General features: G+C 66.7%; 19 protein-coding genes, 1 tRNA gene, 1 other RNA gene and 1 pseudogene. 11 read left to right on the top strand and 11 right to left on the bottom strand.

The genetic code is table 11. The annotated features are described in order from the left end of the window. The first annotated feature begins 76 nt into the window (after positions 1 to 76). From ABH933_RS05255 to ABH933_RS05240, 4 genes and pseudogenes are all read left to right on the top strand, one after another. Entirely contained in the window at positions 77 to 1729 is a 1653-nt protein-coding gene (locus ABH933_RS05255) for a WS/DGAT domain-containing protein (protein WP_429418077.1), read from the top strand. Between the two features lie 35 nt (positions 1730 to 1764). Continuing rightward, a pseudogene (locus ABH933_RS05250) lies at positions 1765 to 2023 on the top strand (lipase family protein); the annotation flags it as partial. Positions 2024 to 2253: 230 nt separating this feature from the next. Continuing rightward, entirely contained in the window at positions 2254 to 2541 is a 288-nt protein-coding gene (locus tag ABH933_RS05245; RefSeq protein ID WP_429418075.1) for a hypothetical protein, read from the top strand. Next, entirely contained in the window at positions 2538 to 3299 is a 762-nt protein-coding gene (locus ABH933_RS05240; protein ID WP_429418073.1) for a hypothetical protein, read from the top strand. Before ABH933_RS05245 ends, ABH933_RS05240 begins: the two co-directional genes overlap by 4 nt. Positions 3300 to 3383: 84 nt before the next feature. Here the strand turns inward: ABH933_RS05240 and ABH933_RS05235 are convergent, their stop codons facing one another. Further along, on the bottom strand, positions 3384 to 4055 hold the full coding sequence (locus tag ABH933_RS05235) for a TetR/AcrR family transcriptional regulator (protein WP_429418071.1): 672 nt from the start codon (positions 4053 to 4055) through the stop codon (positions 3384 to 3386). A gap of 159 nt (positions 4056 to 4214) precedes the next feature. Between ABH933_RS05235 and ABH933_RS05230 the strand changes: the two genes are divergently transcribed. The 3 genes from ABH933_RS05230 to ABH933_RS05220 all read left to right on the top strand — a co-directional run bounded on the left by ABH933_RS05230 (position 4215) and on the right by ABH933_RS05220 (position 6365). Then, entirely contained in the window at positions 4215 to 4463 is a 249-nt protein-coding gene (locus ABH933_RS05230) for a hypothetical protein (protein ID WP_215915207.1), read from the top strand. Positions 4464 to 5033: 570 nt separating this feature from the next. Beyond that, a complete protein-coding gene (locus ABH933_RS05225; protein WP_429418069.1) occupies positions 5034 to 5495 on the top strand; it encodes an NUDIX domain-containing protein in 462 nt (153 codons plus the stop codon). A 657-nt stretch (positions 5496 to 6152) separates the two neighbouring features. Beyond that, positions 6153 to 6365, top strand: a complete 213-nt coding sequence (locus tag ABH933_RS05220; protein WP_429418067.1) for a hypothetical protein — start codon at positions 6153 to 6155, stop codon at positions 6363 to 6365. Positions 6366 to 6840: 475 nt separating this feature from the next. Here the strand turns inward: ABH933_RS05220 and ABH933_RS05215 are convergent, their stop codons facing one another. The 4 genes from ABH933_RS05215 to ABH933_RS05200 all read right to left on the bottom strand — a co-directional run bounded on the left by ABH933_RS05215 (position 6841) and on the right by ABH933_RS05200 (position 8936). Further along, positions 6841 to 7044, bottom strand: coding sequence for a cold-shock protein (locus ABH933_RS05215; RefSeq protein WP_215915884.1), 204 nt, complete (start codon positions 7042 to 7044; stop codon positions 6841 to 6843). A gap of 212 nt (positions 7045 to 7256) precedes the next feature. Next, positions 7257 to 7478, bottom strand: a complete 222-nt coding sequence (locus ABH933_RS05210; protein ID WP_429418065.1) for a hypothetical protein — start codon at positions 7476 to 7478, stop codon at positions 7257 to 7259. Positions 7479 to 7876: 398 nt separating this feature from the next. Continuing rightward, positions 7877 to 7964 (bottom strand) — tRNA-Ser (locus tag ABH933_RS05205). 54 nt (positions 7965 to 8018) lie between these two features. After that, positions 8019 to 8936: a hypothetical protein gene (locus tag ABH933_RS05200; protein WP_429418063.1), complete on the bottom strand. Its 918-nt coding sequence runs from the start codon at positions 8934 to 8936 to the stop codon at positions 8019 to 8021. 136 nt (positions 8937 to 9072) lie between these two features. Between ABH933_RS05200 and ffs the strand changes: the two genes are divergently transcribed. Continuing rightward, an RNA gene (ffs, locus tag ABH933_RS05195) (signal recognition particle sRNA small type) lies at positions 9073 to 9167 on the top strand. A 159-nt stretch (positions 9168 to 9326) separates the two neighbouring features. Continuing rightward, complete coding sequence (locus ABH933_RS05190; protein WP_429418061.1) at positions 9327 to 10613, top strand: aminotransferase class I/II-fold pyridoxal phosphate-dependent enzyme; 1287 nt, start codon at positions 9327 to 9329, stop codon at positions 10611 to 10613. A gap of 60 nt (positions 10614 to 10673) precedes the next feature. Here the strand turns inward: ABH933_RS05190 and ABH933_RS05185 are convergent, their stop codons facing one another. Further along, complete coding sequence (locus ABH933_RS05185; protein WP_429419171.1) at positions 10674 to 11498, bottom strand: methyltransferase domain-containing protein; 825 nt, start codon at positions 11496 to 11498, stop codon at positions 10674 to 10676. 132 nt (positions 11499 to 11630) lie between these two features. On the opposite strand from ABH933_RS05185, the gene ABH933_RS05180 reads away from it, so the two are divergent. After that, positions 11631 to 12203: an HhH-GPD-type base excision DNA repair protein gene (locus ABH933_RS05180; RefSeq protein WP_215915212.1), complete on the top strand. Its 573-nt coding sequence runs from the start codon at positions 11631 to 11633 to the stop codon at positions 12201 to 12203. A gap of 49 nt (positions 12204 to 12252) precedes the next feature. On the opposite strand, the gene ABH933_RS05175 is transcribed toward ABH933_RS05180, so the two are convergent. Then, a complete protein-coding gene (locus ABH933_RS05175; RefSeq protein WP_215915213.1) occupies positions 12253 to 12786 on the bottom strand; it encodes a PadR family transcriptional regulator in 534 nt (177 codons plus the stop codon). Between the two features lie 108 nt (positions 12787 to 12894). Here ABH933_RS05175 and ABH933_RS05170 point away from each other — a divergent pair, with 108 nt between their 5' ends. After that, a complete protein-coding gene (locus ABH933_RS05170) occupies positions 12895 to 13488 on the top strand; it encodes a hypothetical protein (protein WP_429418059.1) in 594 nt (197 codons plus the stop codon). Between the two features lie 79 nt (positions 13489 to 13567). Here the strand turns inward: ABH933_RS05170 and ABH933_RS05165 are convergent, their stop codons facing one another. Genes ABH933_RS05165 through ABH933_RS05150 form a run of 4 tightly spaced genes read right to left on the bottom strand, consistent with a single transcriptional unit; the run spans position 13568 to position 17290 of the window. After that, on the bottom strand, positions 13568 to 14722 hold the full coding sequence (locus ABH933_RS05165; protein ID WP_429418057.1) for an LLM class flavin-dependent oxidoreductase: 1155 nt from the start codon (positions 14720 to 14722) through the stop codon (positions 13568 to 13570). Positions 14723 to 14736: 14 nt separating this feature from the next. Further along, positions 14737 to 15738, bottom strand: a complete 1002-nt coding sequence (locus ABH933_RS05160; protein WP_429418055.1) for an ABC transporter substrate-binding protein — start codon at positions 15736 to 15738, stop codon at positions 14737 to 14739. Then, on the bottom strand, positions 15735 to 16511 hold the full coding sequence (locus ABH933_RS05155; RefSeq protein ID WP_429418053.1) for an ABC transporter ATP-binding protein: 777 nt from the start codon (positions 16509 to 16511) through the stop codon (positions 15735 to 15737). Before ABH933_RS05155 ends, ABH933_RS05160 begins: the two co-directional genes overlap by 4 nt. Next, the gene (locus ABH933_RS05150; protein WP_429418051.1) at positions 16484 to 17290 is read right to left on the bottom strand and encodes an ABC transporter permease; all 807 of its coding nucleotides are present in this window, start codon (positions 17288 to 17290) and stop codon (positions 16484 to 16486) included. Before ABH933_RS05150 ends, ABH933_RS05155 begins: the two co-directional genes overlap by 28 nt. Positions 17291 to 17584: the final 294 nt, after the last annotated feature.

The raw sequence follows: 17584 nt of genomic DNA, 5'->3' as shown, positions 1-17584 counted from the left end.
GTGCTGAGTCCTCTACTACAGACTGTAGCACTCGGGGGTCATCGCGATCGATGGATCAGCGGATATCGTCGTCGGCGTGAATTCGCTGGCGCCGCAGGATGCGACGAGATACTGGCTTTCGGCGCACGGCTGCAACGATCTGTTCCTGCTGTACTGCTTCGCTGACACGGGTCGCTCCGCGGAGTGGTTGCGGGCGGAGATCGCCGCGCGGGCCGCCGGGATCGGGGATCTGCGGGTGCGGCTGCGGGAACGGCGGTTTGCGTATCCCGCCTGGGAGCCTTGCGAGATCGACGACGATCAGATTGTCGAGTACAACCTAGAGGCGCCGCCGTGGTCCGCCGTCGTCGCGGCGCTGGGTGGGTTGCTGGGCGAGGGTCTGCGGGCGGACTCTCGGGCCTGGCGTGTGCATCTGTTTCGCGGTGTCACAGGGGCTCCCACCATCGGCGGTACATGCGGAGCGGCGACTACGGCGTCTGCATCGACAACGAGCCGTACATCACCGGCCGGAGCTGAGGGGCCCGCGCTGGTCGCGGTATTACAGCTCTCGCATGCGCTGGCCGATGGACAGCGGGCCGCCGCGATCGCGCGGGCGTTGTGGACAACTTCGGCCGTCTCGCTGGAGGGCCCGGCCGTGGAATCGGGATGGTGGGGGAATTGCGCGGCCGAGGCGTCCGCGTTGGCGGAGCTGCCGCTGCGGGTGGTTCGCACGATCGTCCGGGGATTCGCGGCCGCGCGGGCGCAACGCGAGTTGGCCGGACTCACCGCGCGAGGTGAATTGCCAGCGCCCGCACCGGTTTTCCCGCCGACGCTGCTCAATCGGCCACCCGCGCCGGTCGCGCACGCGGTGCGCATGATCGTGCGCGAGGATTTGCGGGTGCCCGGGCGCACGGTGACCGTGGTGGTGCTGACGGCGATATCCGTTGCGCTGTCACGTTACTTGCGAAACCACGGTGAGGCGGTGGGGACGCTCGGTGCGCAGGTTTCGGTGGCGCTACCCGCGGGTGAGGCGTCTGTGGACAGCGTGCCTGTGGACAGCGCGGCTGTGGATCGCATGTCTGTGGGCGGCGAGGACATCGACCGCTCACCTGTGGATGGCGGGGTCGTAGATCGCTCGGTTGTGGATGAAGGAGCCGTGGGTCGCTCGTTTGAGGATGGCGGAACTGTGGATCGCATGTCTGTGGGTGGGCGACCTGCGCGGCCGCGGTCTGTGTATAAGCGCCTCGTGGACAACTTCCACATGTGGAGCCGAAAGCCTGTGGTGCGCAACAATTATCTGGACGTGAGCGTCGATCTGCCTGTGGATGAACCGGAGCTCGCCCGCCGCGCCGACCTGATCGCGGCCACCCTTGTGGAGCGCCGCACCCGGGCCCGTCACCCGCTGTTGCGTGCGGCCGGCCGCGTGACCGAGGTCCTTCCGGCTCCGGTGCTGCGGCGGGACATCGCCGGATATCCGCTCGACCTTGTTCCCGAGGCGATATCCGGTCATACGGTTGTCTCCAGCGTGAACCGCGGGCCCGCGGATCTGTCCCTCGGCGGCGGTGCGGTTCGCTTCACCGCGGGCTTCCCGGCGCTGGGCGCGGTCATGCATCTGACCCACGGTGTGCACGGTCTGGGCACGACGGTCACGGTGTCGGTCCACGCGGATCCGGCGGTCATGCCCGACATCGATACCTATGCCGATCTTGTGGAAACAGCCCTCACCGAAACCGTCTCCGCGCTGCGCTCCTGACCCGGCGGGGACGGTGAGCCGATCGTGCACATGCACAGGACCTGTTTCGCACGACCGACGTGCACGACCAGCCGACGGTCACCGCGACCACGGTGCTGATTCCGCCGGTGCCGTGGGTCGGCAGCCCGCGGCCGGTGCTGTCCTATCAGGAGGCCATCGACAGCAGCGCCGGCGGCGCATTCCGGTGGCGGCAGCGGCACCGCGCGCGCCGCGGAAACGCATGCCTCGTATGCGCCCGAGCTGAAGATAGTGGGCGCGGCCAAGGGCGGCGTCCCGGGCGATATGGTGGCGCTGGCGCGCGATCGCGAATTTCACCGGCCCGGGCAACTTCACGATGTGGCTGGTGCTGGCCGATCTGCCGCCGGGGCCGCGGCTGCGGGTGGGAATCTGAGGCGCGGTTTCCAGGGGTGAATTTTCCGACCGGAGTTGCGTGGCACATTGCCCGTTATCGCAGGTTTGCTGTGTTAGGTTTGCCCGGAAGTTTCGAGCCGCACGATGCTTCCGAGGGGATCTACTTGGGCGCGATGGACGCTGATCTGCCGACCCTGGACTGGCTGGCGGGCGTACTCATCGCCCATGCCGAGGCGATCGGCAAGGCCCGGATCGCGGCCGTGGTGGCGATGCCGGGCTCGCCCGTACAAGACCTGACTACCCAGGTCAGCGCGGGTGTGGCGACGGCGTTCGGCCTGCTGGGCGGGAATCTGCGGGACATGGCCGAGGCGACCCGGACCACCCGGAATTTCTGTGCCGAACTGGACGCGGCATTCGAGGCGCAGCTGCGCCGGTACACCGCCGGCGAGCGGTCGCGATGACCACCACGATCGGCCGTGTCCGCGGCTGCAATCCGCGGTCCATGGGCGGTTTCGCCGCCGATCTCACCGCGCGGAGCAACATCCTGGCGACCGAAATGGAACGGGCGAATCGCGACGTCGACAGCGCCATGAACCACTGGAAAGGCAGCGCCGCCTCCGCGGCAGCGGCCCGCGCACTGTCGCATAAGCTGGCCGCCAATCATCTCGCGAAAACACTCGTCACGCTGGCCGGCCATTACGACGCCTACGGCGCCGAACTCGACGGCTACCGGACCTCGCTGCTGTATATCGTCGATCACGACATTCCGTTCGCGGGCATGGCGGTGGACGACGAGGGCAACGTCACCGCGCTGCAGCAGGGCCTGGACAGCCACGCCGCCGACCTCCAGACCCGCGTCAAGACCCTGTTGAATCAGTTCGCGGATACGGAAGGAAAAGCGGCGCAGGCAATCTCGGCAGACCTACGGGATCTCGCCGAATACGAGAAGTCTCCCGACGCCGCGCAGGTCCGGCCCCAGGTGCCGGACATCATCGACGGTAGGGCGCAACTGCCGTCGGATCCGCAACAGCTGCATTCCTTCTGGGAGACATTGACCCCGGCGGAGCGAGACGCACTGTGGCAGCACGATCACTACCTGGGCAATCGCGACGGCCTGCCCGCCGTGGATCGCGACCACTACAACCGCATGACGCTCGACGACGAGCTCGCCCGCGCCCAGGCCGGTGACCCCGCGGCGAAGGATAGCTCGGTGACCTGAAAACCGTTGCGGCCGAGGTCTGCAAGCCCGACCGTTACCTCGAGCGCAACCGCCGCGGTTGGCTCGAGGGCTGAGCCCGCGGGATCACTTCCCGGCCCGGCCGCCCAATTCCGATGACCTGGCGCGGGCGAGTTCGGTGATCGCGCTGGCGGCGTGGCGCTCGAAGCGATCGCGGGAGACGTCCAGGGTGCCGTCCAGCCAGGGGCTGTACAGGAACGCCATCGTGCCGAAGATGGCGTGGGCGTTGAGCCGGATATCGGTGTCGTCGAAGGGGTGTCGCTTGTGGCCACTGGCCAGGCTGGCGGCGATGGGTTGGGTGAACTCCACGACGTGCCGGTTGCCGCGTTCGCGCAGCGCCGGGGTGGCCTGCGACTCCACGAACATGATGCGTCCCCGCCGGTGGTCCTCGTCCATGTAGTCGGTGAAGCGGCTGATGACGTGCTCGAAGATCCGATCCCGTTGCGGGGGAGCGCTACTCAGGGCCGCGATCAGGCGATCGCGGCCGCCGAGCACCACGTCGTCGAAGACGGCCAGCTGCAGCGCCTCCAGGTTGGCGAAGCTCTCATAGAAGTACCGTTCGGTCAGGCCCGCCTCGCGGCATACCGCGCGCATCGACATGCCCGTGACCCCGACGGTCCCCATCAGCTGCAGGCCCGCGTCGAGCAGCTGCCGGCGGCGGGTCGCGGTGCGGTCGGCGGGCTCGACACCGCGCCAGCGTCGCGATTCACCCCGAGGCTCCTCGGTAGCAGTTGGCATGCCCCGCATCCTCTCACGACGGCCCCCCAATGTTGACATCACGTGCTGTTGACATCGTGTGATGTCGATAACTAATCTTGGTTCACTGCCGCCTACCAGCGGCGAATTCCTAGCCATTCCTTCACCTTTCGGCATTTCGAGCGTTTCAAGGAGAACGCGATGAGGTTCGGGCAATCAGCACAATCGGTCGTGCTGCGCATCCTTCATCCCGGTGGACTGTTGTCCGCGGTTCAGATTCAGCGGCAGGCCCAGTTGACGGGGTGGAGTACCCGCAACGCGCTGGCGCGGCTGCAGGCGCGAGGTCTGGTCGTCCCGATCCCGTACAAGGGGTGCTGGCAGATCAGCGACCGCGGTCGCGGGGCGGTAGCTGCCATGCCGATCGAATCGTGGCGGTCGCACAGCCGCTGACATCGCGGATCACCGCAGCGAGGTCCGTCGGGACGGACCCCGAGCACCAACATGCCGCTGTGGTTGAACTCGAGCGGGTGGTGGCACATTGGGTCAGGCACTGTGGCGGTCACCGAGCACTGCTTCCGGCCGTCCGGCGAACCGCGGAACGGTTGCGGCGCAGCGGTTTCGACGGCCTTGCGCACGCCGTCGTCGGCGAGGATGTAGGCGGCTGCGGGTGTGTCGACGACCCCCGATGCGACGACGTTGAGGGCGACGCCGGCTCCGGCCCACTCCGATGTCGGTGCGACTCGTCTTTCTGGCCACCGGAGTCGCTGTGCTCGTGCTGGGCCTGATCTATCATCGCGCGTGTGACACGGCGCCTTTCCGGGACGACCAAAGCCTCTGGCGCGGAGCCTGTTTCGACCGTTGGTCGTGGTGCGGGGGAGGATCGCCGCAGCGGTAGTTCGAGGTTGCATCGACGTCCAGGACAGTTGCGGCGAGTTCGGTGTGTTGCGCGCTGTGTTTCGGTGGTGCGGTTTGAAGGTGGCGTAGGGTCTGCTGGATCCATTCCCGACCCTTGGAGAAGCGATGGCGGACCGTCATCTGATCGACGTTCATGTTCTTCTCGTCGACGGCGATCGCCTGCTACTCACCCAGCGGACCGGGAACGACCCTTTCTCGAGTCGCTGGCACCTTCCCAGCGGCAAACTCGACGCCTGCGAGCCGATCACCGTCGCGGCGGCCCGTGAAGCGTACGAGGAGGTCGGAGTGGTGATCGACCCGGCCGACCTGCGCGTTGTTCACGTGGCGCATGTCGCGGGGTCTGGGCCTGAGGCCCGGCTCGGGCTGTTCCTGTACGCCGCCCGGTGGCAGGGGGAACCGTGGAACCGGGAAGGGGAAATGGGCAAGTGCTCTGCCGTGTGCTGGGTGCCGCTCGACCAGGTAGCCGAGTGGGATGTGATCGAGTACCCGGCCGTGGGCATCCGCGCCTTCCTTGCTGGCGCGGCGGCGTCGTTCAGCGAACACGGCTGGGTACCGGCGGGCGTCTAGCCTCGTGGGCGGGCGTACGGGGTGCGGCTGAGGCACCGGACGCTCGAGGTCCAGCCGCTTACGCACCGAACGCGTGGTAGACGAGGACCTCGTCGGCGGACAGGTTCAGCGCATTCCCGACTGCCATTCCATATCCTCTCTCGTGGCCTGCCATCGGGCAATCTGCCAGCATTCGCATACGGCAAGTTATCCGCGTAACAGTGCGACTGCCATATATTTCGGCAATCGGATGAGCATTCGGCGTGACACGCTCGGGGCACGCCATCGGAACACAACCGAGCCGTGGGCGCCGCGGCCCTACCTCGGGCTGTCAATGGTCATGCGGGGCTCGCGAAATGTATTGCGGCTACGGGAAACGTGAAATGTGGGACTATTGGACGCCCCGGCGCCTTGCTTCGGTGGATCCGCTCGTGCCGCTGGTCTCGTGGTTTCGGAGCGCCTGTGATCCCTTGTCCGGCAATGCAGCTCGATCTTCATTCGAGCGCGTCGGCGCAATCTCCGTACTCAGGCGGTCGGTGGTGGATAACCTCGGCGAGCCGCAGAAAATCCGGGAATGCTTTGGGGGCGGGAAACATCAGGAAAGCCCCATTTCCGGCTCGAGTCGATACCCACCCTCCGACTGCCTCCGGTGCGTTGTTATTGTGCGTCGTTCTCTGCGTGGGTCTGCACGCACCAGGGTATTCGACCGAAAGAATGGAAATGGGCGACACAAAAGACTATCGGCATTATCAGGATAATAGTGGGCAAATCGGATTCGACCCGACCGGTCACATCACGGTGGGAATCGGGAACGGTGTCGGATTCGACCTCACTGATGGTCATCTGACCATCAGTACGGGCTCCGGATTCTCCATCGACACCGGTATGTGACGTTATTCGTCCTCGTCGGCGCGGCAACCCGGTGGCCCGGCTGGAGCCGATGACCTGTTCGCCGGAGCGCCCATCGCCTCGACCTGCCTGCTCTGACCGCGCCCCAGTGGCCGCCCATGCCTGGGCGGGAATCATTGTGTGGCCGTGTCGATGTGAAGGAGCGGCTGCAGCGCCACCAGCCCCGGACTCGGAAGCCCGCGGATGCCGTCATCGGGTCCGCGGGTCATGTGGTGTCATGCGCAGGTCGACGCTGAGCGGGCCATCCGCAGTCGCACGAACTACGGCCTGCCGCGGGTCGCATAGCCGCAATCGACCCCCGCTCGCCGCAGGGGTGCCAACCGGCTGGGCCCGGATCTGTGGCCCAACCGCCACCCATTTGGCGGCACCCACCATGGCGCGACTTGTCCGGCTCCGAGACGAACGAAAAGAGCTTCGCACCGTGGTCGGTGCGAAGCTCTTCACAAGTCGCGATGAATCAGATCGCGCGGACGTCCTTGGCCTGCGGGCCCTTCTGCCCCTGCTCGACCGAGTACTCGACGCGCTGGCCCTCATCGAGGGATTTGAAACCTGAGCCGCTCACGGCCGAATAATGCACGAAGACGTCCGGGCCGCCATCGTCCTGAGCGATGAAGCCGAAGCCCTTCTCGCCGTTGAACCACTTCACACTGCCTAGGGCCATGTTGTAGACCACTTCTTTTCTGTTGATGAGCCGGGCAACTTTTTAGCAAGAAGCCTGTTCTCAGCCATTCATTGTACTGCACCCGAAGCCGACCCCACGCACCGCCCTGGCTTGCGGATCTACCGGACGGATCTTCCGCTTCAGCGAACTTCTTCGACACCTCGGCGCGACGTGGAGTGCGAGTCTGTTCGCCCGCGGCTACGGGTGCCCGATCAGCACTGCCACTCCGGGTCGGATACCGGCTCACGCGATTCGGGCAGATCGAGGCCGAGCATCGCCAACAGATTCGCACAATCGGCGACGTCCAGCGCATGGCTGGCAACCATCTTGGCTGCCAGCGCTTTTCGTTCGAGATCGGCCACTTGCTCAGCGGCCCGGACTTCGGCGAACACGGATGCCGAACCGGGTAGTCGGTCGCCGTCGGCGGCGGTCATGAAGGCTCCTTGCGGATAGCCCCGACCGAATACCGGTGCCTGCGATCGAGGACCGACAATCAACAACAAACCGCTACATCTCACGTGACGGCCGCTGATCAGATTCGGCTGATGCTGACAATACCCGATCCGCTGCGGCGATGAGCTCGGCCTGCTGATAGTTGTCGCGGCCCTGGTCGGATGGCAGCTGCGGCGCGGACGGCACTTTCGGCTGCGACCAGCCACCGGCTCACGGCGCCCGCCCGGCGCGGTGTGGGATGAGGGATGCCATGAACGCGAAGAGGAACCCGTGCTTGTTCGCAATCGTCTTGGGGGCGTTGCGGAGGTAGGGCGGCGACCGCGGTGTTGACAGAAGGCCAGGCCAGAGACCGAAAAAAGTCTCTGGCCTGGCCATACGTTGGCGGAGGATAGGGGATTTGAACCCCTGAGGGCGTTAACCCAACCCGCGTTCCAGGCGAGCGCCATAGGCCACTAGGCGAATCCTCCGCTCAGCAATATACCGGGTGACACCCCGAGGTCACCAAACGGGCCCGTCAGGGGTCATTTGTGTAGAGCGGTGAGCACCTTTTGCAGCTGGGCCTTGCAGGTCGTTCCGGCGTCGGTGGCGTTCGGGGGATTCTCGGTCTCGATGTGGAACTTGATCTTGGCCGAGAGGTTGGAGTCCAGCGCCGCGCAGGTGTAGTCCAGGGTGTTGAAGCTGGAGTAGTTCTGCGTCTCGGTGGCGTAGTAGGCCTGCTCGCCGATGCCGGACAGCACGCCCGAATCGCGGCCGCTGCCGGTCGTCTTGGTGTCCTCGTCCTTCCACGTGTTGTAGTCGGGCGAGCCGTAGGCATCCTGGAACTCGGCGTCCAGGTCCAGGTCGGAGCCCTCGCTGCCATATTTGCCCGCGCCGTCGTAGCCCGCGGTGCAGTTCAGCGAGCCGCCCATCAGGTTGTCGCCCGCGCGCTCGGTGTGCTGCGGATTGGACTTGGGGTTGGGTGCCCACTTGGACAGCACCGTCAGGTCGACCAGGCCGCAGGCGTTCGTGACGTTGGTCATGGCGTAGTTGCCGTTCATGTTCTTCTTGCCCAGCAGCGAATCGGTGGCCTTGTGGCTCGCGCTCACCACGACCAGCGTCACCACCAGGCCCATGATCGCCACCAGCCCCACCACGCCGCCGATGATCCACGGAGCCTTGCTGCGCTGCGGCGGGCGCGGGGGCTGCTGGGCGTATCCAGCGGTGTATTGCGGCGTGGCATAGGCGGGCGGCGCGGCGACCGGCTGCGGCCCCGGCGTCGGCTGCGCATAGGTCTGGCCCGGATACTGCGTATAGCCCGACGTGCCGTACGGCTGGTTCCCGCCCAGAACGGTTGGATCGGTGCCGGTGAGCGGGGCGCCGGGACTGGTGCTGGCCGGCGTGGACCACCACTGATTGTCGTCGTTCGGCGGCTCGTCCTGTGGTGGGTTGCCGACTGTCATCTGTTCTTCCTCCGGTCGTGGCGCCGAAGCCCCCTTGCAACACGTCGGACAGATCGTAGCGAGTTCGGCATCCCCCGTCGCGTGGCATTTGCCTAGGCCGTTTGCGGACCGGGCGGCGCGACCCGCTACACTGGCCGACGGATCCCGCGCGGCGCGCATCCTGTGAACTCCCCCAGGGCCGGAAGGCAGCAAGGGTCAACGGGCTCTGCCGGGTGCGCGGGGTCCCCTATATAACGGCCCCTCCAGGCCGTATCCCCCGCATAGATGCGGAAGACAGCGTATAAAAATCTTCGCCCGGTCGGCGTACTTCGGGGAGTAACGTGGACGCCTGGACCGGCGTGGGCCGTGTCCGTGAATCCCACGATCACCGCTTGGAAAGGCTGTTGAGTGATGCCCCGGCAGATGCAGATCGGTTTGATGAGCCATGCGGAACTCGTATCCGAACACGAGACGCAGACCGCGAACTACGCGAAGCTCCAGACCGAGAAGCTCACGCTGGACCTGACGCGAGGTAAGCCGTCACCGGAACAACTCGACCTGTCCGCGGACCTGCTCACCCTCCCGGCCGGTGAGTTCCGCGATGCCGCCGGCACCGACCTGCGCAACTACGGTGGCCAGCAGGGACTTCCGGAACTGCGGGCCATCTTCGGTGAGCTGCTGGGGATTCCGGTTGCCAACCTGCTGGCCGGCAACAACTCCAGCCTGGAGTTGATGCACGACGTGCTGACCTTCGCGTTGCTGTACGGCACAGCCGATTCGGAGCGTCGCTGGGTGGACGAGCCGGTGGTGAAGTTCCTGTGCCCGAGCCCGGGCTACGACCGGCACTTCGCGATGAGCCAGTCCCTCGGCGTGGAGATGATCCCGATCGCTATCGGCCCCGACGGCCCGGACGTGCACGCCATCGCCGAACTGGCAGCGGCGGATCCGCAGATCAAGGGCCTGTGGGTGGTGCCGAACTACTCCAACCCGACCGGCGTCACCATCTCCGAAGAGATTGCGCGCGAACTGGTTTCGATGCCGACCGCGGCGTCCGACTTCCGGATTTTCTGGGACAACGCCTATGCGGTGCATCCGTTGACCGAAACCGCCGCGCCCTCCCTCGACGTGCTCGGCATGGCGGCGGCCGCCGGAAACCCCAACCGCCCCTTCGTCTTCGCGTCCACCTCGAAGATCACCTTCGCCGGTAGCGGCGTCAGCTTCCTGGGCGGCTCCAACGCGAACCTGGACTGGTATCTGCAGCGCGCCGGCAAGAAGAGCATCGGCCCGGACAAGATCAACCAGCTGCGGCACGTGAAGTTCTTCGCCGACGCCGACGGCGTGCGCGCCCACATGCAGAAGCACCGCGCGATCCTGGAGCCGAAATTCAAGCTGGTGCTGCGGATTCTGGAGGATCGCTTGGGCGCCTCCAAGGTGGCGTCCTGGACCGAGCCGAAGGGCGGCTACTTCGTCAGCCTCGACGTGCTCGAGGGCACCGCGACCCGGGTCGTCGCGCTGGCCAAGGATGCCGGAATCGCGCTCACCCCGGCGGGTTCGGCGTATCCGTATGGGAATGACCCGGACGACAAGAACATTCGCATCGCGCCCAGCTTCCCGCCGGTGTCCGATCTGGAGAAGGCGATGGACGGCCTGGCCACCTGTGTGCTGCTCGCGGCCACCGAGAAGCTGATCGCACGGTAGTACCTCCGGCGAAAAGGGCAGCCCCGGTGGATATCCGCCGGGGCTGCCTTCTTTCCGTGGCTATTGCGGCTTGTGCGCCAGGACCGCGAACATGGTCACCGACAGGTGGATATCGCCGGATTCGGCGCCTGCCTCCAGGTCGGCGAGCAGTTTCTCGCGCTGTTCCTCGGTGATGGCGCGGCGCGCCACCGCCATCGCGGAGACGCGCGCCACCAGCGCGCCGGCGCCGATGCTGCCGTCCTGGACCAACGCATGCGATCCGACCTCGTCGATCACCAGTCCGGCCTGGCGCAGCAGACCGGGCAGGCGACGCCCGGAGAACGGGTTGGTGGTGTTGGTGGTCAGCGTGTCGATCACCGCCTGCACCACCTGCCGGTTACCGGGATGCACGATCGCGGTGCCCCAGTCGCTGTCCATCACCACTACCCGGCCGCCGGGGCGCAGCACGCGGGCGATCTCCACGGTGGCGCGAGCGGGCGCGGTCAGATGCTGGAAGACGCGCTCGCACAGCGCCGCATCGAAGGATTCGGCGCCGAACGGCAGGCCGTAGGCGTCGCCGGGGGCGAATTTCGCGGTCGAACCGGCCTCGGTGGCGCGGCGCTGCGCTGCGGTGAGCAGTCCGGGATCGGGCTCCACACCGACCGCCAGGCCCTCGGGACCGACCGCCTCGGCCAGGGCCATGACCTCCGATCCGGTGCCGGAGCCGATATCGACCGCGCTCTCCCCGGCCCGCACGGCCAGGGCCTCGTGGGCCCAGGCCCGCAGGCGGTGGATGCCGGGCAGCGCGGCCTGCAGGTCGCGGACGTCGATGAGCTGATCGTGTCCTTCGCGGTCGAACCGGTCAGGTCGCCGGGCGGGGGGCGTGGAGCTGGGTGTGGGCGCCATATGACTTGCCGTTCCATCCGTCGGCGCCGTATTCACCGTGGGTATCACCAAAGTGTCAGGCATATGGCAGAGCCTAACCGGCGGGAATGGCTACTCGCCGGTTCGTTTGTGCTTGGCGTCATAATTGGGCTCATGAGCCCATCGCTGTGCCTGGCCCAGGAGCCCGAAGCGGACGAATTGCTGTCCACGGATTCGTTCGCGCTGCTCACAGGGATGCTTTTGGATCAGCAGTTTCCCCTCGAGCACGCGTTTCGCGGGCCGCGCAAACTCGCCGATCGCATGGGCGGATTCGATATTCGCAAGATCGCGGCCGCGGATCCGGCCGAATTCGAGGAACTGGCCTCGACACCGCCGGCGATCCATCGGTACGGCCGCTCCATGGCCCGCCGGACGCAGGAGCTCGCACGGTACGTGCTCGAGCATTACGACGGGGAAACCGAAAGAATCTGGACCCTGGATGATCCGGACGGCAAGGAGGTACTGCGCCGGCTGAAAGAACTTCCGGGATACGGCGATCGGAAGGCCAAGATCTTCCTGGCGTTGCTGGGAAAGCAGCTCGGCGTGCGGCCGAAGGGGTGGGAGAAGGCGGCGGCGGAGTTCGCGGAGAAGGGTTCGCGGCGCTCGGCCGCCGATATCACCGATGCCGAGACGCTGCTCGAGGTGCGGGCGTTCAAGAAGCAGGAGAAGGCCGCGGCGAAGAAATAGTTTCCCAGCAGAGACAGTCGGTGGCAGGCATCGACGAAGAGCTGACGGCTCAGGTGGCGGCCGATTCCGGCGCGACCTCGTCGGCGGTCTGCGCGAGCCATTCCCGGCGCAGGCTCAGGGTACTGATGCCGTAGTCCAGCACCAGGCGGCCGTAGCGGGACAGGTTGTCCGCGTCCCAGTCGATGGTTTCCTCGGTGGTCTGCAGCTCCTCGATGTGCCGGGTGAGGTATTCGACGCCGTCGAGCAGGTAGCGGCGGGCCTGCTCCGGATCGAGCTGTCCGAGGAAGAAGATCCGGAGCAGGGCCTCGTCGCGCAGCGGACGCTTGGGTGGGACCTCGGTGAGCCAGTGGCGCAGCTCCTCGCGGCCCGATGCGGTGATCTCGTATTCCTTGCGGCCGCGCGCGCCCTCGGCGGTCACCTCGATCAGGCCCTCCGTGGCGAGTTTGCCCAGCTCGGTATAGAGCTGACTCTGCGTCGCGGGCCAGACGCCGGCCAGCGACATGTCGAAGGTTTTCAGCAGGTCGTACCCGCTGGCCCGGCCCTTCTCGACGAGCAGGCCGAGTACCGCATGACGAAGGCTCATGCTTCCTAGGTTAACAGGTTTGACCCGACATATCACTATTGACATGTCTGATCTGAGACTTCTAGTCTCAACCTGTCAAAACTGGAATATGCCGTGAAAGGCGCCATCATGATCAAGAACTACGCTCGGTCCTTCCTCCCGTGGATCGTCTTCGCGGTCGTCAGCGGCTTCGACGTCCGAGCGGGCGCGGTGGCCGGCCTGGCCGCGGCGCTGATACTGCTGATCAACGAGCGGCGCTCCGGAATGCCCTGGGATGCCCTGATTCTCGATATCTCGACCGGTGCGTACATGTTGGTCATCGCCGTATTAGCCTGCGCTGCACCGCATCTGGCTGTTCTGCAATACGGCACGGCGCTGTCCTTCGGCTGGCTGGCCGTGACCGCGTGGTTCGGGCTGGCGATCGGGCGCCCGTTCACCACCGGCATCGCTCGTCGCCAGGTCGATGAATTCATCGCCACCACACCGCTTTTCCGTCGAATCAATGTCGTGATCACGACGGTCTGGGCGATCTGCTTCACGCTGGACGCGGTGACGCTGACCGTGCTGCAGATGCGGTATCCGCACGCGACGACGCCGCTGCTCATCGCCAAGTTCGGATTCTTCGTCCTGGCCGCGGTCTTTACCGCGCGGTATCCGGATATCGCCAGGCGGCGAGCGGGTTTCGGCGACACGGCGGATGCCGAAGGCGAGCGGGTCGCATAACTCGCCGACCCGTGTGGGCAGATACGCATCGGTCCCGGTGGCGCAATGCCACCGGGACCGATTTGTGTGTGCAAGGGGATCAGCTGCTGCTCGCGGCGGCCTCGGCGAAGGGAATCCCCGCCGGGAGTGCGGTGGCCCGCTCCACCGGCGGCCTCCACAGGCCGCGACGCCGCAGGATGGGCAGCACGCCCTCGCCGAACCAGTACGCCTCCTCCACATGGGGATAGCCCGAGAGGATGAACTGGGTTATCCCCAGGCGCGAGTATTCGATCAGGCGCTCGGCGACCTCCTCGTGGGAGCCGACCAGGGCGGTGCCCGCGCCGCCGCGCACCAGCCCGACGCCCGCCCAGAGATTGGGGGCGATCTCCAGGCGATCGGTGCTGCCGCCGTGCAATTCCAGCATCCGCCGCTGTCCCTCGGAATCGGTGCGCGCCAGATTCGCCTGCACGCGTTCGATATCCGCCGGATCGATCGCCTCGAGCAGCCGATTCGCCTCGGCCCAGGCCTGTTCGGAGGTGTCCCGGGTGATGACGTGAATGCGGAGTCCGTAGTCGAGCTTGCGGCCCTGGTCCACCGCCAGGCGGCGAATCCACTCCAGCTTCTTGCTCACCGCGAACAGCGGCTCGCCCCAGGTGAGATAGGTATCGGCGTATCGGGCGGCGACGGGTCCCGCCGCGGCCGAGGAACCGCCGAAGAAGACCGGCGGGACCGGATCGGGATGGTTGTTGAGAAGGGTATCGGTGACGCGAATATGCTTGCCCTCGAAGCTGATCGGCTCCCGCGCGGCCCACAGGTTGCGCACCACGTCCAGGAACTCGCCGGTGCGCTCGTAGCGCTGTTCCTTGTCCAGGAAGTCCCCGTAGGCCTGCTGTTCGTGCGGTTCGCCGCCCGTGACGACGTTGAGCAGCAGCCGTCCGCGTGAGTGCCGCTGGAACGTCCCGGCCATCTGCGCGGCCAGCGTCGGGCTGACGAGCCCGGGCCGCAGCGCCACCAGGAACTTCAGTGCCTCGGTGGTTTCCACGAGCATGGCGGTGGTGAGCCAGGCGTCCTCACACCAGGCGCCGGTCGGGGTGAGCACCGCCTCGAAGCCGTTCTCCTCCGCGGCGCCGGCGATCTGGTTGAGATAGCGCAGCGAGGCCGGGCGGTCGCCCGCCATCGAGGTGCCGTGGCCGCCGGCGACCAGGTTGCGGGAGTCGCCGTAGGTGGGCAGAAACCAGTGGAAAGACAGACTCATTCGAGCGACTCCCTTCAGGAGGTGGTGGGGAACAGATCGTTGAAGCGGGTGTCCGCGATATCCGCGATGCTGATCTTGTTCGGGATCAGGCCGGCCGCGGCGAAGGCGTCGGCCACCTGCTGCTCCTGTGCGATGGCGGTGGCATCGAGCGGATGATCGTGGTAAACACCGCGTTTCACCGCGACGGTGGTCGCCGCCACCGGCAGGCCGGTGTTCTGCGCGTAGGTCTGCGCCCACCCCTCCGGATGAGCGTTCACCCAGGCGTGTGCCCGGCCGATGCGCGCGATCAGATCGTGCAGCGCCGCGGTCTTGGACTTGCTGCCCAGGGCCGCGGTGCCCGCGACGTAGTACGAGTCGGGACCGACATATCCGGTGCCGTCGGCGAGGATTCGCGCCCCGGTCTGCTGCTGTGCCTGCGCCGAATACGGGTCCCAGATCGCCCACGCGTCGACCCGGCCGGTGGACAGCGCGGCCAGCGCGTCGGCGGGCTGCAGGTACTGCGGCTGTACGTCACCGAGCTTCAGATCGTTCTTGGTCAGCACCTGCAGCAGGTGATAATTCGCCGACGTGCCCTTGGCGACGGCGATCTTCTTGCCGCGCAGGTCCGCCGGGGCGTGAATCGGCGAATCCTGCGGTACCAGAATGTCCTGACCGCCGAGGCCGACGCCGTACGCGGTGACGATCTTCAGGGCCGAATGTGCCGCCGCCGCGACGACCACCGGTGCATTGCCCACGCCCCCGAGGTCGACCGCCCCGGAGTTGACCGCCTCCAGCATCGGCGGCCCGGAGGTGTACTGCGACCAACTGATGTGGTACGGAACGTTTTTCAGTTCACCGGCGGCCTGCAGCAGCGCCTGCAGGCCGGTGCCCTTCTGGTCGCCGAGGTGCAGCGTCACCTGGGACAGGTCGACGGTGCCGTCGGCGCGAACCGCCGTATCCTTGCCGTCGTTCGAGGCGCAGGCCGTGGCCAGGGCGGCGGTCAGCGCGAGCGCGGCGAACAGTCTGCGTGTGATCATGCGGTTCCTTCTTCGACGTCGACGCCGAGCTCGGCGAGCAATTCGGTGCGCAGGGTGGTGAATCGGGGGTGGTCGCGGCGGCGCGGCCGGGGTAGGTCGATCGGTAGCTCGCGGGCCAGGCGGCCGTGCCCGAGCACCAGCGCGCGATCGGCCAGCAGCAGCGCCTCGTCGACGTCGTGGGTGACCAGCAGCACGCCCGGCCGATGGCGCGACCACAGCTGCAGGACGAGCTCGTGAATGGTGATGCGGGTCAATGCATCCAGCGCGCTGAAGGGCTCGTCGAGCAGCAGCAGATCCGGCTCCCGGACCAGGGCGCGGGCCAGCGAGGCACGCTGTGCCTCCCCGCCGGACAGCGTCAGCGGCCAGGCATCGGCGCGATCGCCGAGCCCGACCTCGGTCAGGGCCGCGCGGGCCGCGGAGCGCGGGTCGGGATGGCGCAGCCCGAGAGTCACGTTGGCGTGCACGCGCTTCCAGGGCACCAGGCGCGGTTCCTGAAAGGCGACGGCGACCTCGCCCTCGACGGTCAGCTCGCCATCGTGGTCCCGATCGAGCCCGGCCAGGGCGCGCAACAGGGTGGACTTGCCGGTGCCGCTACGGCCCAGCAGCGCGACGAATTCGCCGCGGGCGATGTCCAGATCGATGCCGTCCAGGACGGTTCGATCACCGAATGCCTTGGTCAGCTTCTTGATTCGCGCCACCGGCGAGGGCGCGGCCGCCTCGGGTGCGGTGATCGCCGCGGGCTCGCTCAGCTCGCCAAGAAGTCGCGTCGCCATGCCAGTGCCTTCCTTTCGATGAGCCGCACAACGGCGTCGGTGAGCAGCCCCAGCAGGCTGTAGACCAGCAGGCCGACGAGGATCACGTCGGTGCGCAGGAAGTCGCGCGCGTTGTCGATCAGATAGCCGAGGCCCGCATCGGCATTGACCTGCTCGGCCACGATCAGTGCGAGCCAGGCGATTCCGAGCGACTGGCGCAGCCCCACCAGCGCCTGCGGCAACGCGCCGGGCAGCACGATGTGGCGGACCAGCCCGACCTTCGACAGGCGCTGGACCCGCGCGAGTTCGGCGAGTTTGCCGTCCACGCCGCGGATTCCGGCAAAGGTGTTGAGATAGAGCGGAATTGCGACGCCGAAGGCCACCAGCACGATCTTGGGCAGCTCACCGATGCCGAACCAGAGGATCAGCAGCGGGATCAGGCCGTAGAACGGCAGCGTGCGCAGCATCTGCAGGGGTGGATCGATGAACTGCTCGGCCACGACGCTCAGTCCGGCCAGCAACGCCAGGCCGATGCCGAGCACCGCACCGATGACGAATCCGATCGCCGCGCGCTGCAGCGATATCGCGATCGCGTGCGGCAGGGTGCCGTCGCGGGTGATGTTGATCGCGGTGGTGAGCGTGGTGAACGGGGAGGCCAGCAGGCGCTGGGGGAGTATGCCGGTGCCGCTGGCCAGCTGCCACAGCGCCACGATCAGTATCGGGCTGATCAGCCTGACCCACCGCCCGGATGGCAGGTGCGCCAGGCGAACGGTCGCCGGCCGCAGAGTAGTCGATGACAACGGAAAACCTCGTGCGGTGGTGGGGAAATCGGTCGGCGGCGCCGCGTGCGTCGGCGATGCAGCATCCGATAGTGCCCAGTTCGTGGCCTCGGGTCACCGGTTGAAATCTCGATGCTTCTTAACCTGGTTCACGCGCCGTCGGATGTACCAGGCTGTCGGGGATCGGCCGGTAATTGCCATATCGGCCGTGATCTCGGCGTTTCGTTGAGTAGTTAACTAACAGTACACGCGCCGTTTACCGCGGCTGGGTAATCTTCGCCGCTACCGGGCCGCCCAGTGCGCGATGACGACCCG

The sequence above is a fragment of the Nocardia sp. GP40 genome (assembly GCF_050434125.1).
Classification (GTDB): Bacteria; Actinomycetota; Actinomycetes; order Mycobacteriales; family Mycobacteriaceae; genus Nocardia; species Nocardia albiluteola.
The sequence above is the reverse complement of the archived record's forward strand: the minus strand, read 5'-3'. Positions and strand labels throughout refer to the sequence as shown.